Origin of the sequence: Brevundimonas vesicularis (assembly GCF_014204545.1) — a bacterium.
Lineage (GTDB): Bacteria > Pseudomonadota > Alphaproteobacteria > Caulobacterales > Caulobacteraceae > Brevundimonas > Brevundimonas vesicularis_B.
Window position 1 is genome coordinate 219,641 of sequence record NZ_JACHLJ010000002.1, and the last position, 14,748, is coordinate 234,388.

The window sequence follows — 14,748 nt, forward strand, 5'->3', positions numbered from 1 at the left end:
CCATTTTCCGGCGTCACGACGACCGCCGTTATCAAACCCCTCCGCGCGTCAGGGGTGGTCGCCCCAAACGCAAGGTGTAAAACTATGTTCCAGCGGGGCAAACGCGTCGCTGGTGGGGCGAACCGACGATATGAGCGCAGGCGGATCGAAACGGTGGATCGCGGTCATGGATCACTGGCTGATCGGCCTAGCGCGCCTGTCGACGGCCTCGCCGACGCATCGCCTTTTAATCGGTATCGGCATCGCCGTCGCGGGCCTAGCGATCCGGGCGGCGGCGGCGCCGCTGTACGGCGAGGTGACCGGCTTCACCATCCTGTTGCCGGCGGTAACCCTGGCGGCTTTGGCGGCCGGCTGGACCGGAGCCGTGACGGCGCTGGCGGTGTGCACCGCCGGCGGCTGGGTGATCGTCGCGCTGACGGCCACCGGTCGGGATGGCGTGCTTGACGCCATCGGCGGTGCGGCGACCTGGAATTTCGTTCTCGTCGGCCTGTTCATCGCGGCGGTGGGGGCGTCGCTGCGCAAGGCCCTGTCGCGGCTGAGTGAAAGCGAGACCCGATTTCGCGAACTGGCCGATACCGCCCCCTCGCCGATCTGGCTGCTGGACGCCAAGGGCGAGTTCGAGTTCGTCAACGCCGCCGTCTTCACCCTGCACGGGCTGGACATCGAGGCGTTGCGCGAGGGCGGCTGGAAGACGGCCGTGCACCCCGACGATCTGGAAACCGTAGAGGCGGCCGAGAAGGCCGGCGCCGCTGATCGCAAGCCGTTCCAGGTGGAGGCGCGCGTTCAAGGACAGGACGGCGCCTGGCGCTGGATGCGGGCCGTCGTGCGTCCGCGCTTCGACGGCCAAGGCGTCTTCGTGGGATATGCCGGCATTTCTTTCGACGTGACCGAAACCCGTGAGGCGCTGGATGCGGCGGCGCGCGCCGCGCGACGTCAGGCGTTCCTGCTGGACCTCAGCGACCGGCTCCGCGACCTGACCGATCCCGAAGACATCATGGCCGACGTGGAGAGCACGCTCGGGGCACTGCTGGATGTCGAGCGAGTGGGCTATGGCGAGGTGGATCAGGCGGCGGGCGTCGTTTCCATGAGCCGCGACTGGACCGCCGGCGTCGAAAGTGCTCAGGGTCAGTTCAGCCTGAACGCCTTTGGCGCAGGTCTGATCTCGGACCTGAATGAAGGCCGCACCATCCAGATTTCAGATGTGCGCGATGACGCTCGCACGGCGGCGGTCGCCGACGCCTTCGACGCCATCCAGACCCGCGCCCTGGTGCGCGCGCCGCTGATCCGCACCGGACGTTTCCGCGCGTTTCTGTATGTCCATTCGGCGACGCCGCGCGACTGGACCGAGGCCGAGGTCAGCCTGGTCGAGGAAGTCGCTGCGCGTACCTGGGCTGAGGTCGAACGCGCCCGCGCGGAAAACGAGACCCGCGAGAGCGAGCAGCGGTTCCGCACCATCGCCGACACTGCGCCGGTGCTGATCTGGGTCACCAAACAGGATCGCACGCGCGCCTTCGTGAACCGTGCCTATGTCGATTTCCACGGCTCGGACTATCAGACTGTCCTGAACCTGGATTGGAGCACCGCGCTGCATCCCGAGGATCAGGTGCGCATCCTGGCGGAATCGCTGAGCGGCGAAGCGACGCGCGAGCCGTTTTCGATGGAGGCGCGCTATCGCCGCCACGACGGCGAATGGCGCTGGCTAAAGTCCTTCTCCCGCCCCCGTCTGGCCGGTCAGGAGGTTGTCGGTTTCGTGGGCGTGGCGTTCGACGTGACGGACATGCGTACGGCCCAGGCGCGACTTGAGGAATCCGAGAACCGCTTCCGCACCGTCGCCGACAGCGCGCCCGCCCTGATCTGGATGAGTGACGACGCCGCCCAGATGGTGTTCGCCAACAGGCGCTATCGAACCTTCTTCGGCGTGGAAGCGGACGCGCATCTGCCCGACAGTTGGAGGCGCCTGATCCACCCGGATGACGAAGGGGTGTTCGCCGCCGCCTTCATGCGCGCTTTCGAGGCCCGGGATCGGTTCGAGGCGCTGACGCGGATCAACCATCCGACGCTCGGCCCGCGCTGGCTGCGAACCGAAGGCGTGCCGCGCTTTGACGCCTCGGGCCTTTTCCAAGGCTATGTCGGCGCCTGTTTAGATGTGACCGACGCCAAGCGGGCCGAAGACGATCTGAAACGCATCAACGAATTGCTTGAGGAGCGGGTCGACGAGGCCCTGATTGAAAAGGCTCAGGCCGAGGCGCAACTGGTCCATGCCCAGCGGATGGAGGCGGTCGGGCGGCTGACCGGCGGGGTCGCGCATGACTTCAACAATCTGCTGACCGTCGTGATCGGGGCGTTGGACATCATCCTGCGCAGCGAGGATGCCGCCAAGCGCAAGAAGCTGGGCGAGGCGGCGCTGGCGGCGGCGCGACGGGGCGAGAGCCTGACGCATCAGTTGCTGGCCTTCTCGCGTCGTCAGGCTCTGCGGCCCGAGCCGATCGATCTAAACGCCCTGATCCGCGAGAGCGAACCGCTGCTGCGTCGGGCCGTCGGCGAGGCGGTGGACTTCAAGGTCAAGCTGAAGCGTGGCGGCGCGCCCGCCAATGTCGATCCGGCCCAGTTCGAAGCCGCGCTGCTGAACCTGATCGTCAATGCGCGCGACGCCCTGGGCGATGTGACCGGAGCCAAGGGCCGCCAGGCCCGCATCACCGTTCAGACGCGGGCCTGCACAGTCGAGGCGGGACAGATCGCCGAGTTGGCGGCCGGCGACTATGTCTGCGTCAGCGTCGCCGACAACGGCGAAGGCATGTCGCCGGACATCCGCGACCGGGTGTTCGAACCCTTCTTCACCACCAAGGGCGTCGGCAAGGGGACGGGCCTGGGGCTGAGCCAGGTCTATGGGTTCGCGCGCCAGTCAGGCGGCGGTGTCCAGATCATCTCCGAGCCGGGCCGTGGGGCCGAGATCTGCATCTTCCTGCCGCCCCTGTCGGCGGAAGACGCCGCGATGACCTCGAGTCTGGTCGCCGCCGACGGCGCCCCCTTGGTTGAGGGTGGGCGGATGTTGCTGGTGGAGGACGACGCCGGCGTCGCCGCCATCGCGCTCGAAATTTTGGAAGGCTTCGGGCTGGAGGTCGACTGGGCCGAGACGGGCGACGATGCGCTGAAGTTCCTTCAGGCCGACGACTTCGATCTGATGCTGACCGACGTGGTGATGCCCGGCGGCATGAGCGGCATCGATTTAGCGCGCGAGGCGGCGGGGCGTTGGCCGGATCTGCGGATCGCCCTGACCTCGGGCTACGTCGGCGAGGACGTAGACGCGGTGCTGGCCGACACGGTCTGGCCTCTGCTGCGCAAACCCTATTCGTCGGACCAGTTGCGCGCCCTGCTGGAACGCCTCAGCGCCGCGCCGACGAACTAGCGAACCGGGGACCCGACGGCCAAAGAAAAACGCGCCGCAGCGATGCGACGCGTCGATCTGTTTGGAGCCGCAGTTGGACCTAGCGGCGGGCCTTGCGGGCGGCGTAACGCGCGTCGCGCTTGGCCTTCTGCTCTTCCTTGGTTAGCTGCTTGCGCGCCTTGCGGTCGGCGCGCTTTTCGGCGTCGATCTCTTCCTGGGCGGCGAGTTCGGCGGCCAGACGCGCGGCCTCCTTTTCAGCCTTTTCACGGCGCTGCTCGGCCTTGGCCAGCTCATGCTGCTGACGCAGGGCTTCCTTTTCGGCGGCGCGCTTTTCAGCCAGACGCTCGAACTCGGGATCGGGTGCGGCGGCCTTGGGCTTGAATTTGGCGAGCAGGGCCTTCTTGGCCTCTTGCTGGGCGGTAATGCGGTCGGAGAATCCGGTCTTCAGATCTTTCATGCGAAAGCGTCAGGGTTCCTTGTGAGCGACCAGGGCGGTCGTCGGGGGTCAGGCTGCGCCACGCACGGCCCGAAGCGGGGCGCACAAAGCCGATAAGCGCGCGAAAATCAAGGTTCGCAGCCCGCAAATCGGACTGATGCGTCATTTGGAGCGTCGCGGCGGCGTGACCGCAACACTTCAATCAGATAGGCGACGCGGCCCTGACCGCAAGCGCGGCGATAAGAACGTGCGTCGACCGAGGCGGTCCTAGTTCGGCCTTTGCGCCTGACCGACAGCCGTTCCAGCTGCGCCGCCGACGGCAGCGCCGACCGGCCCGCCGACGACCGCGCCGGCGATGGCGCCGCTGGCGGCCTTCTGCTCGATGGTCGCGCCGCAGGCGGACAGGGAGACCGCCGCCGCAGCGGCCGCGATCAGGGTGATGTTTTTCGTCATGGGCGTCTCTCCAAGGGCCACGCTTGAACGCGAACGCGGCACAGCGGTTCCTGGCTCGGGCTCTAGTTGCGCCGACGGCCCTCGCCACAATTCTAAACAGCTTTGACCATTCCGGTTAGTTTGTTGCGTCGCAGCATATCTAAAAATAACAGGTACAACTGTAGCTGGATACAGTATTCGGCCAATAGATTTATCCAGGCTTGCCGTTTTGCAGCCACACGGGCCGCCGCTACTGAAAAATACCTACCGAATCCGATACGTTAACCATCGGATTGCAAATCGAACACATTAGGGCCATAAAAGGCTGGCTAAAGGCCCGTCCTCGACGCCCGGGCCACTGAGCCGAGCGCCGGAATCTGCAGGCTGGACCGCGACCGCAATGGGTCGCCTCGCCGGCAAGACTACCCCGGGGGCCGCGTTTCTCGCCCTGCTGAACAGGACTACCTCGTTGTCGCATTCCTCGCAGACGCGCGCCATTTTGCGCGCCGATCGTGTGGCCAAGATCAAGCCCATGACGGCTGCTGCAGCCTTTGGCGGTCTGTTGGGACTGGCGATCGGATGCGCCTATCTGGGCGGCACAACGGCGCGCGCGACGACGCTGCGCGCCCAGGCCGAACGGATTCAAGGCGCCACCGCCGCCGGTTTCACTGAAGAAGCCCTCGCCGCCGCCGCCGGCGGCCTCGACGCCAGCGCCCTGACCATTGCGCGACGTCATGATCCCTACACCAGCGCGGGCTCGGCCCAGCGCGATCGCCAGGCCGAACTGCTGGCCGCCCGTCTCGAACAACTCCGTGCGCCCGGAGATCCCAACCTTCGCCGCGCCAGCCTGACCGCACCGACCGCCGCGCCCGCCTTCCGCGTGGCCAACGCCCTGGACGCCAGCCGCGACCTCGATTGCCTGACCCAGGCCGTCTATTATGAAGCCCGTGGCGAAGGCGCCGACGGCATGAAGGCCGTGGCCCAGGTCGTCCTGAACCGCGTGCGCCACCCCGCCTTCCCCAAGACCGTGTGCGGCGTCGTCTTCCAAGGGGCGGCGCGCAGCACCGGTTGCCAGTTCTCCTTCACCTGCTCGGGCGCGATGCGCGGCCGCGTCAACCAGGCCGCCTGGAACCGCGCCAGGACCGTGGCCTCGAACGCCATGTCGGGGTCGGTCTTCTCTCGTGTCGGCAATGCGACCCATTTCCACACCACCGCCGTGACGCCGGGCTGGCGTTCGTCGCTGGTGCAGGTCAGCCAGGTCGGCAGCCATCTGTTCTATCGCTTCGGCGGCCGTTCGAGCACCGGCGGGACCTTCACCTACGCCGCACGCCGCGCGGCGCCGGCGGACCAGCCGCGACTGATACAGGCCGGCCTCAACCCGGTCGAGACCGCACGTCAGGCCGGACAGGCGGTCGCCTATTCGATGGTGCTGGCGCAGGAGGGTCGCGCCCTGCCCGCGCCGGCGGCTCAGTCGACGACGTCTTCGCCTGCCGCCACGCGCGCCGCCGCGGTCCAACCGGCTTCCCGCCCTGCGCGGGCGAACGAGACCTCGGCCAAGACCGAAGTCGCCGAAACGGCCACCAGCCCCGCCTGATCGGCGGAGGACTACAAGCCGTCAGAGCGCGTCCAGGCCGATATCGAGAACCGGCGCCGAATGGGTCAGCGCGCCGACCGAGATGACGTCCACGCCGGTCTCTGCGATGCCGCGCACCGTCGTCAGATCGACCCCACCGGAGGCCTCAAGCACGATCCGCCCAGCGACGCGCGCCATGGCGGCGCGCAGGTCGTCCAGGCTGAAGTTGTCCAGCATGATGACGTCGGGCGCCGCGCCCTCGTCGATCAGGGCCAATACGGCGTCCAGCTGATCCAGCCCGTCGACCTCGACCTCGACCTTCATCAAATGCGGGGCGAAGGCTTTGGCCCGCCGTACCGCCTCGGCGACTCCGCCGCAGACGGCGACGTGGTTGTCCTTGATCAGGATGGCGTCATCCAGACCGAAGCGATGGTTGATCCCGCCGCCGCAGGCCACGGCGTGCTTCTCAAGCGCGCGCAGCCCCGGCGTGGTCTTGCGCGTATCCGCGATCCGCGCCTTGGTCCCGGCGACGGCTTCGACATAGGTGCGCGTTAGAGTCGCCACGCCGCTGAGCTGTCCGATCAGATTGAGCGCCGTCCGCTCGGCCGAGAGGAAGGCGCGCGCGTCGGCCTCGACCACCGCCAGCACGGCGCCCGCGCCAAAGGCGTCGCCGTCTCTTAACCTCAAATCGACCGAGGCCTTCGCGTCCATGGCCAGCACGGCCAGCCGCACGCAGTCGATACCCGCCAGCACGCCAGGCTTCCTGGCTGCAAAGGCCGCCTTCATCCGCGCATCCTCTGGGATGCAGGCCATGGCGGTCACATCGCCGGCCCGACCCAGATCTTCGGCCAGAGCCAATCGCACGACGGGGTCGATCAGGACATTGGGCAGAGATCGGCTCATTCCGCCGCCTCCAGCGCCGCCGGATGGGGAATCCGAACCCGCGTATGCACCGCCGCCCCATCCGTTTGCGAATAGTCCGACCGGTAGTGCCCGCCCCGGCTCTCGCGCCGGTTCAGAGCCGCCTGGGCGATCAGCCGGGCCGCCAGAAGAACAGCCGCCGACCCGTGCTGGCTCTGCAGCCGGTCGATCAGGGAGATGAGAGTCTGTAGTCCCTCCGCATCACGCACCACACCCGCATGAGCCGTCATGGCGGTCCGCAGTTCGGCCATCGCCGCATCCGGCAGGTCGGGCAAGATATCAGCCGTCAAGGGGCGGCCGCCGCCGACGTCCTGGGCAGCCGACCGGCCCGCGCGCCGACCGAAGGCCGCCGCTTCCAGCAAAGAGTTTGACGCCAGCCGATTGGCGCCGTGCACGCCGGTCGCTGCGCATTCGCCGACCGCATAAAGGCCCGCAACCGTCGTGCGGCCGTCGGCATCAGCGGCGATCCCGCCCATGTGATAGTGACAGGCCGCCATCACCGGGATCGGGCTTATACGTGGGTCCAGCCCGGCGCGCATGCAGGCGGCGAAGACGGCGGGAAATGCGTGGGGAAACTCGATCCCGATTGCTGCCCGCGCATCCAGAAAGGCCCCTCGCCCGCCGGTGCGCGCCGCATGGACCGCTCGCGCCACCACGTCGCGCGGCTTCAGATCGGCGTCGTCCGCCTCGCCCAACAGAAAGCGCCCTTCACCATCGATCAGTCGCGCGCCCTCGCCCCGCAAAGCCTCGGTCGCCAGCGGCGCGGGGTCCAGTCCCACGTCGATGGTGGTGGGGTGGAATTGCACGAACTCCGGATCGAGCATTTCCGCGCCGGCTCGCGCGGCCAGGGCCATCCCCTCGCCCTTCAGCGCCGCCGGGGTCGTGGTCGCCGCGAACAGACCGCCCGCCCCGCCAGTGGCCAGCACCAACGCCGTCGCCGTGATCTCGACCAGGCGGTCGCCGCGCATCACCACCGCCCCGACCACTCGGCCGTCGGCGTCCTGCGACAGCGCCTTCAGCCGCGCGTCGTCCCAGACCTCGATCAACTTCTCAGCTCGCACCGCCGCAACCACGGCCGACAGGATGGCCCGCCCCGCCCCGTCGCCGCCGACCCGGGCCACGCGAGGAACGGAATGGGCCGCCTCCAGGCTGACGACGAAGCCGCCGTCCGCATCCCGGTCGAACGGCGCGCCCAGGGCCGCCAGCCACTCGACCGTCTCGCGCCCGGCGTCGGTCAGAGCGCGCGCCGCGACCGGCTCGACCAGACCCGCACCCGCCGCCTCGGTATCCTTGGCGTGCAATGCGGCCGAATCCTGCGCCGTCAGCGCCGCCGCCATCCCGCCCTGCGCCCAGGCGGACGAACAGGCGTTCAGCAAGGGCTCGGGCGTCACGACGAGCACCTTCGCGCCGGCCTTCGCCGCCTCCAGCGCGGACGACAGCCCCGCCAGGCCCGCCCCGACGATCAGAGGTCCGTCGTGCCGCATTCGGTTCATCGTCCAAAGCCCAAATAGTTGAGGCCCAATTGCACCGCGCCGGCCGGATCCCCCCCGGTCATCGGCATCAGGGCGCCGACGGCCGCCGCCGCGCACACCGCCAGGGTCAGCAGATAGAGCGCCAGGCTCTTGCCCGCCTCGGGCCAGCTCAGCGTGCCCCAAGCCGCGCGCCAGACGCCGCGCTTCAGATGGCTGAACACCGATAGAGCCAGGAAGGCGGCCAGAATGAACCGCCCGGTCGTCAGCCCCCACCAGACCACCGCCACGCCGATGACCAGCAGCACGATCTGCTCCAGACGCGGATGCACGCGCGTCAGCACCGGGCCAAGAGCCTTGGACCCATCCAGAGGCGGCGCCGGCACGAGGTTCACCAGATTGAGCGTGGCGATGAAGAAGGCGCCCATCAGCCATTCACCCTGCCCCAAAACCATCCAGACTCCGACGAAAGGGATCATCGCCAGCAGGCCGAACGCCGGTCCGGCCAGCGACACCAGAACCCCGTCCCACTCGCTCTTCGGCTCACGCCGCGCCTTGGCCAGACCGCCCAGGAACGGGATGATGTAGATGCGGGCCGGGCCCATGCCGAGCTTGTTCATCGCCAGGGCGTGGCCCGCCTCATGGACGAACAGGCCGATCAGCACCGCGCCCGCCACGATGGCGCTGCCCGTGATCCACCACAGGAAGCCGCCCATCAGCGCCGTGGACAGCATCGCCCACACCAGGCTCTGGTCCTTCTCGACCGGCGCGTCGACTGCGGGCGCCGGCGCGGTTTCACGCGCCGATGTCGCTTCGGGCTTGGCGTCCCAAGGTCCCGGCGTGCGGGCCTGCGTGCGGCCAGGCGTCTGATCTGTGGTGTCTGTGTTGCTCATGGCGTCCAGATGGGTGCGGACGACCGTCCCGTCGCCGGGACCGATCGCCGCGTCACGCTCAGATCAGCTCCACATCGACGTGGTGGCGCGCCTTGACCAGGTCGTAGCGCGCGGGAATTGCGGGCGGCGGCAGGTCGATCATTCGCTGCACCGCCAGGCGTCCACGTTCGATCATGTCAGAGGGCACCGTCACCTCGAACTGCATGTGCAGCAGGCAGTCGTGGATGTTTTGCAGCGTGATCCGCTTCATGTGCGGGCACAGGTTGCACGGGCCGATGAACTGCACGCCCGGCACGTCGCCGGCCACGTTCGAGGCCATCGAACATTCGGTGATCATCACCACCTGTTTGGGCCGACGCGCCTCGACATAGTCGGTCATCGCCGCCGTCGATCCGGCGAAGTCCGCCGCCGCCAGCACGTCCTCAGGACATTCGGGGTGGGCCAGGATCTCGGCGCCGGGATAGGCGACGCGCATCTCGGCGATATCGTCGACCGTAAACCGCTCGTGGACCTCGCAGCGGCCTTTCCAGGCGATGATGCCGACCGTCGTCTGGGCCGCGACGTTGCGCGCCAGGAATTCGTCGGGGATCAGGATGACACGGTCCACGCCCCATTCCTTGGCCGCCCATTCGACCACCTGAACAGCGTTGGCGCTGGTGCAGCAGATGTCGGTCTCAGCCTTCACATCGGCGGTGGTGTTTACGTAAGTCACGACCGGCAGGCCCGGATAGCGCTGCTTGATCAGCCGCACATCCGCTCCGGTGATGGAGGACGCCAGCGAACAGCCCGCGCGCAGGTCGGGGATCAGCACGGTCTTTTCGGGCGACAGGATCTTGGACGTCTCGGCCATGAAGTGGACGCCCGCCTGGACGATCACCCTTGCGTCCGACCGTGCGGCCTCCTTGGCCAAGCCCAGGCTGTCGCCGACATAGTCGCCGACCCCGTGAAAGATCTCGGGCGTCATATAGTTGTGGGCCAGGATCACGGCGTCACGCTCGCGCTTCAGCCGGTTGATCTCGCTGATCAGGCGCGCCTGCGCGGGCCATTCCAGCGGCGTGACGTGGTCCTTCACCTTGGCCCACACGCCCGCGGTTTCCCGCTCCAACTCTTTCGTCAGACCAAAGGCGCCGTCAGCCATGATCATCTCCACACCCTTATGCTCACATTTAGCATAAGCAGGCGCAATGTAGGCCTATGCGGGCGCTGCGCAAGAGGAAATGCATTCCTATTCCCGCAACTCACCGACTACTATCATTTGCAAAACCGTTCCCAAAAGGGCGGATATCGCCTAGACGGCAGCCTACTTCTTTGCTTCTAAGCGCCCATTCACGACAGTTCCATGCAGGACACCATCCGCCGCATCCTAACCGCCCGCGTCTATGACGTGGCGGAGGAGACGCCTCTCGACCCGCTGCGCCGCCTGTCGGCCCGGCTCGAGCGGCCCGTCCTGCTGAAGCGGGAGGACTTGCAGCCGGTCTTTTCGTTCAAGATCCGCGGCGCCTACAACAAGATCGCCGGCCTGTCGGAGGACGAACTGTCCAGGGGCGTCATCTGCGCCTCGGCCGGCAATCACGCGCAAGGGGTGGCTCTGGCGGCCGCACGCCGCAACATCCCCGCCACCATAGTCATGCCGACCACCACACCCGGCATCAAGGTCGCGGCCGTCCGCGCCTTGGGCGGCGAGGTAGTTCTGCATGGCGACAGCTTCGACGAAGCCTACGCCCACGCCCGTGATCTGGAGGGCCGGACCGGCGCGGCGTTCATCCATCCCTTCGACGACCCCGATGTCATCGCGGGCCAGGGCACGGTGGGGCTGGAGATCGCGCGCCAGCACGCCGATCCGATCGAGGCCATCTTCGTGCCCATCGGCGGCGGGGGCCTGGCCGCCGGGGTCGCGGCGATCGTCAAATTCCTGCGGCCCGAGACCCGGATCATCGGCGTCGAGCCGGTGGATGCCCCGACCATGAAGTCCGCCATCGACGCGGGTGAGGTCGTGACCCTGAACGAGGTCGGCCTGTTCGCCGACGGCGTCGCCGTGCGTCGAGCCGGGACCGAGACGTTCCGCCTATGCAGAGATCTGCTGGACGAGATCGTGTTGGTGGACACCGACGCCATCTGCGCCGCGATCAAGGACATCTTCGACGACAGCCGCGCCATCGCCGAACCCTCCGGAGCCGTCGCGCTTGCCGGGCTGAAAGCCTGGGCTGTCGCCCATCCGGGAAGCGGCAGTCTGATCGCCATCAACTCGGGCGCCAATCTGAACTTCGACCGGCTGCGCCATGTCGCCGAACGAGCCGAGATCGGAGAGGGCGCCGAGGCCCTGCTGGCCGTGGCGATGAAGGATGATCGCGACGACTACCGTCGATTCCTGGACAGTCTGGACGGCCGTTCGGTCACCGAATTCAACTATCGCTGGTCCGGCGACGGGCAGGCACAAATTTTCGTCGGCGTCGCCCTGCGAAACGGTCCGCACGAGCGCGACGACCTGATCGCGAGCCTGCGTTCGGGCGGTTACGCCGTCGAGGACATGAGCGACAATGAGACCGCCAAGCTGCATGTCCGCTACATGGTCGGCGGCCGCACCGTCGGCCTGCCCCACGAGCGCATCCTGCGCTTCCAGTTCCCCGAACGTCCAGGCGCCTTCCTGCGGTTCCTGAACAGCCTGCAGCCCGCCTGGGCGCTGACGCTGTTTCACTATCGCAACCACGGCGACGACGTCGGCCGGGTGCTGGCGGGCATCAGCGTGCCGCCCGAGGAACAGGATCAACTGACCGCCGCCCTGGCCGATCTGGGCTACCCCTACGTCGACGAAACCGCCAATCCGGCGTGCCGCCTGTTTCTGGACGGCGCGTAACTACGTAGTGCGACCTTAACCGGGCGTTTGCGGGCGCGGGCGCATGAGTACAGGTCTACGGAGCCCGTCATGTTCTCGCTCAATCGCCTGTCCATCGCCTTGAAGCTCGCCGTCGTGGCGGGGATTGCCATCGGCGCCTTGATGATCGTCGCCGCCATCGGCGTGACGGCCTATTCCGGCGCGATCGTCCGCGACATGGCCGGCCGATACGCCGAAAGCGCTGCGCAAGAGGCCTCGCAAGAGATCCGCAACGAGATCGTCTCGGCCGGAACGGGCGCCAAGACCCTGGCCGCGACCTTGGGCGCCGCACGACAGACGGGATTGACCGACCGCGCCGCCTATATGGCCCTGGTCAAGCCGAACGCCGAAGCGACCGATCAGGTCATGGGCGCCTGGTTCATGGCCGCCCCGGACGCCGTCGGCGCCGACGCCGCCCACATCGGGGATGCGGCGACCAGTTCGAACGTCAACGGACGACTTTCCATCTACTGGGTGCGCCGTGACGGTCAGATTTCTCTGGAGCCTGAGGCAGACGGCTCGGACTTCGAACAGGCCTATTACACCGAGCCGATGACCAGCAGTGCGCCGGTTGTCGTCGAGCCGTATGAAGAAAGCATAGGCGGCGGCAAGGTGGCGATGACTTCGGTCGCCTATCCGGTGCGCGCCAACGGCCGCATCATTGGCGTCGCAGGCCTGGACATCACCCTGGCCAACCTGTCGCAGCGATTGGCGGCGATGAAGCCATTGGGCACGGGCCGTGTGACCTTGGTGTCGAACAAGGGCGTCTGGGTCGCCCATCCGGACGCCGCCGTGCGAGGCCAAGCCTATGCAGACGCTGGCGCGGATATCGTGCGCAACGTCATCGCCAAACGACAGGCCCAGGCGGTCGAGGGCGTCAGCGTGAACGGCGAGCCGGTTCGACGTCTGGTCCAGCCTGTGGTCCTGCCCGGTCAACAGGCGACCTGGGCTGTCGTGCTGGACATCCCCGTCAAGACGATCGAGGCCCCGGCGCGGCAGTTGGCCTTAATGCTTCTGGTCGGCGGCGTCCTGATCATCGCCGCCATCATCGTCGCCCTTGTGCTCACCAGCGACCGTCTGATCCGACGCCCATTGGCGCGTCTGACGGCCGATGTGCGGACCATGAGCGAAGGACGTTATGACATCCCCGTCGCCGGTGCGGACAAGGCCGACGAACTGGGCCAGATTGCGCGGGCGCTTGAAGGGTTCCGGCTTGAGCTTGCAGACGGTCTGACCCGTCGCGACCAGCAACAGCGCGAACGTGCGGCCGCCGAGACCGATCGTCGCCGGCACGCCGAGGAGACCGAGCTTTTCGCCGCCTCGCAAACGCGCGCTGTCGAGACTCTGGGAGAAGGTCTGTCGCGTCTCGCGGCGGGCGAACTGGCCTGGCGGATGCCGGAGGCGGGCTTCACCGCCGACACGCGTCGCATCCCGGAAGATTACAACGCCGCCCTGCATCAGTTGCACACGACGATGACCGGCATCTGGACCACGGCCCAGTCGATGCGCGGCGGATGCCAGGACATCGCCGCCGCCGCTGACAGCCTGTCGCGCCGCACCGAGCAGCAGGCCGCCGGTCTGGAGCAGACCGCCGCCGCGCTGGACGAGTTGACGCAAACGGTGCGCAGCAGCGCCGAAAACGCCGAGCGCGCCCGCGACATCACCCAGGCCGCTCAGACGGCGGCCGACAAGGGCGAGGCGGTCGTGCAGGACGCAATCGGCGCCATGTCGGAGATCGAGCAGTCCTCGACCCAGATCAATCAGATCGTCGGCGTAATCGACGAGATCGCCTTCCAAACCAGCCTTCTGGCCCTGAACGCCGGCGTCGAGGCCGCCCGGGCCGGGGAAGCCGGACGCGGCTTCGCCGTCGTCGCCTCCGAGGTGCGGGGCCTGGCCGAACGATCAGCGAGCGCCGCAAAAGAGATAAAGGCGCTGATCGCCTTGTCGCAAGGCAATGTGCAGCGCGGATCCGATCAGGTGTCGCTGACGCGCGATAGCCTGAGCGCCATCGCTGTTCAGGTGGCGGAGGCCAATGCCCTGGTTCGCACAATCGCCGCCACGACGCGCGAACAGTCGGTCGGCATCGGCGAGATCAACGTGGCTATCAATCAGATGGATCAGTTCACCCAACAGAACGCCGCCATGGTCGAGGAATCCACCGCCGCCAGCCACGCCCTGACGAACGAGGCCAGCGATCTGGAGGAGCTGATCAGCGGCTTCGACCTGGGTCAGACGGCGCAGTCGAGACGCGCCGCCTGATCAGGGCCGGGCACCACGCATAGCGCCCGTCTGTCTTCACGCCTTGTCGATGGCGGCGGCGATCTGATCGCTGGAATGGCCGGTCAGGTCCTTGGCGATCTCGCCGACCAGCTTGGCTTGAAGGTCCTTGTGCCAATGCTTGCGCAGTTCGCCCAGCGTCTTGGGCGCTGCGATCACCAGCAGTTCGTCGATCTTGTTGGTGACCGACCATTTGTTCAGCACCTCGGCGACGCCCATGGCGAAACCGTCCTCGGCCTGGGTGTCATTGTCGGGGTTCGCCTCATTGGATCGGCGGCCGGCCGAACCCGACACCCGATCCGCGATGGCCGGGGTTTCCAGCGGCGTCAGCTTGATGTCCGAGGCGTTCGTGTTCTTGAACAGGGCCAGCTTCTCGCCATCGACCACCGCCACTAGCGCGCCATTGGAAAGTTTCATCGTCGATACTCCAGTCTGTAGGGAACGAGACAACGAACCGGGACGAAGGCCGTTGCCTCGCGCCGCCGATCCC

General features: G+C 67.4%; 11 protein-coding genes. 4 read left to right on the forward strand and 7 right to left on the reverse strand.

Translation table 11 applies throughout. From position 1 onward, the window contains the following. Positions 1-130 precede the first annotated feature (130 nt). The gene (locus HNP47_RS09180; protein WP_184279316.1) at positions 131-3,406 is read left to right on the forward strand and encodes a PAS domain S-box protein; all 3,276 of its coding nucleotides are present in this window, start codon (positions 131-133) and stop codon (positions 3,404-3,406) included. A gap of 79 nt (positions 3,407-3,485) precedes the next feature. Here the strand turns inward: HNP47_RS09180 and HNP47_RS09185 are convergent, their stop codons facing one another. Next, positions 3,486-3,842 carry a DUF6481 family protein gene (locus tag HNP47_RS09185; protein ID WP_055752926.1) on the reverse strand — a complete coding sequence of 119 codons (357 nt, stop codon included), beginning with the start codon at positions 3,840-3,842 and terminating at the stop codon, positions 3,486-3,488. Between the two features lie 246 nt (positions 3,843-4,088). Next, positions 4,089-4,274, reverse strand: a complete 186-nt coding sequence (locus tag HNP47_RS09190; RefSeq protein ID WP_184279317.1) for a hypothetical protein — start codon at positions 4,272-4,274, stop codon at positions 4,089-4,091. A gap of 448 nt (positions 4,275-4,722) precedes the next feature. Here HNP47_RS09190 and HNP47_RS09195 point away from each other — a divergent pair, with 448 nt between their 5' ends. Next, complete coding sequence (locus HNP47_RS09195; RefSeq protein WP_260394763.1) at positions 4,723-5,847, forward strand: cell wall hydrolase; 1,125 nt, start codon at positions 4,723-4,725, stop codon at positions 5,845-5,847. A gap of 21 nt (positions 5,848-5,868) precedes the next feature. Here the strand turns inward: HNP47_RS09195 and nadC are convergent, their stop codons facing one another. The 4 genes from nadC to nadA are packed head-to-tail and all read right to left on the reverse strand — an operon-like array spanning position 5,869 to position 10,253. Next, positions 5,869-6,729 (reverse strand): carboxylating nicotinate-nucleotide diphosphorylase, encoded by an 861-nt coding sequence (nadC, locus tag HNP47_RS09200; RefSeq protein ID WP_184279318.1) that lies wholly within the window; start codon positions 6,727-6,729, stop codon positions 5,869-5,871. Further along, positions 6,726-8,240, reverse strand: a complete 1,515-nt coding sequence (locus tag HNP47_RS09205; protein ID WP_184279319.1) for an L-aspartate oxidase — start codon at positions 8,238-8,240, stop codon at positions 6,726-6,728. The genes nadC and HNP47_RS09205 overlap by 4 nt, the downstream gene beginning before the upstream one ends. Then, positions 8,237-9,109 (reverse strand): metalloprotease, encoded by an 873-nt coding sequence (locus HNP47_RS09210; RefSeq protein ID WP_184279320.1) that lies wholly within the window; start codon positions 9,107-9,109, stop codon positions 8,237-8,239. The genes HNP47_RS09205 and HNP47_RS09210 overlap by 4 nt, the downstream gene beginning before the upstream one ends. 58 nt (positions 9,110-9,167) lie before the next feature. After that, entirely contained in the window at positions 9,168-10,253 is a 1,086-nt protein-coding gene (nadA, locus tag HNP47_RS09215) for a quinolinate synthase NadA (protein ID WP_184279321.1), read from the reverse strand. A gap of 195 nt (positions 10,254-10,448) precedes the next feature. Here nadA and ilvA point away from each other — a divergent pair, with 195 nt between their 5' ends. Then, complete coding sequence (gene ilvA, locus HNP47_RS09220) at positions 10,449-11,963, forward strand: threonine ammonia-lyase, biosynthetic (protein ID WP_184279322.1); 1,515 nt, start codon at positions 10,449-10,451, stop codon at positions 11,961-11,963. Between the two features lie 69 nt (positions 11,964-12,032). Further along, entirely contained in the window at positions 12,033-14,240 is a 2,208-nt protein-coding gene (locus tag HNP47_RS09225; RefSeq protein ID WP_184279323.1) for a methyl-accepting chemotaxis protein, read from the forward strand. A 36-nt stretch (positions 14,241-14,276) separates the two neighbouring features. Here the strand turns inward: HNP47_RS09225 and HNP47_RS09230 are convergent, their stop codons facing one another. After that, positions 14,277-14,675, reverse strand: coding sequence for a host attachment protein (locus HNP47_RS09230; RefSeq protein ID WP_017504716.1), 399 nt, complete (start codon positions 14,673-14,675; stop codon positions 14,277-14,279). Between the last annotated feature and the right edge of the window lie 73 nt (positions 14,676-14,748).

Excerpts from the sequence above, each read along its gene's own strand:
- HNP47_RS09230 (WP_017504716.1), bottom strand. The coding sequence starts at position 14,675 with ATGAAACTTTCCAATGGCGCGCTAGTGGCGGTGGTCGATGGCGAGAAG.
- HNP47_RS09180 (WP_184279316.1), top strand. The coding sequence starts at position 131 with ATGAGCGCAGGCGGATCGAAACGGTGGATCGCGGTCATGGATCACTGG.
- HNP47_RS09225 (WP_184279323.1), top strand. The coding sequence starts at position 12,033 with ATGTTCTCGCTCAATCGCCTGTCCATCGCCTTGAAGCTCGCCGTCGTG.
- HNP47_RS09205 (WP_184279319.1), bottom strand. The coding sequence starts at position 8,240 with ATGAACCGAATGCGGCACGACGGACCTCTGATCGTCGGGGCGGGCCTG.
- HNP47_RS09210 (WP_184279320.1), bottom strand. The coding sequence starts at position 9,109 with ATGAGCAACACAGACACCACAGATCAGACGCCTGGCCGCACGCAGGCC.
- nadC (WP_184279318.1), bottom strand. The coding sequence starts at position 6,729 with ATGAGCCGATCTCTGCCCAATGTCCTGATCGACCCCGTCGTGCGATTG.
- nadA (WP_184279321.1), bottom strand. The coding sequence starts at position 10,253 with ATGATCATGGCTGACGGCGCCTTTGGTCTGACGAAAGAGTTGGAGCGG.
- HNP47_RS09185 (WP_055752926.1), bottom strand. The coding sequence starts at position 3,842 with ATGAAAGATCTGAAGACCGGATTCTCCGACCGCATTACCGCCCAGCAA.
- HNP47_RS09190 (WP_184279317.1), bottom strand. The coding sequence starts at position 4,274 with ATGACGAAAAACATCACCCTGATCGCGGCCGCTGCGGCGGCGGTCTCC.
- ilvA (WP_184279322.1), top strand. The coding sequence starts at position 10,449 with ATGCAGGACACCATCCGCCGCATCCTAACCGCCCGCGTCTATGACGTG.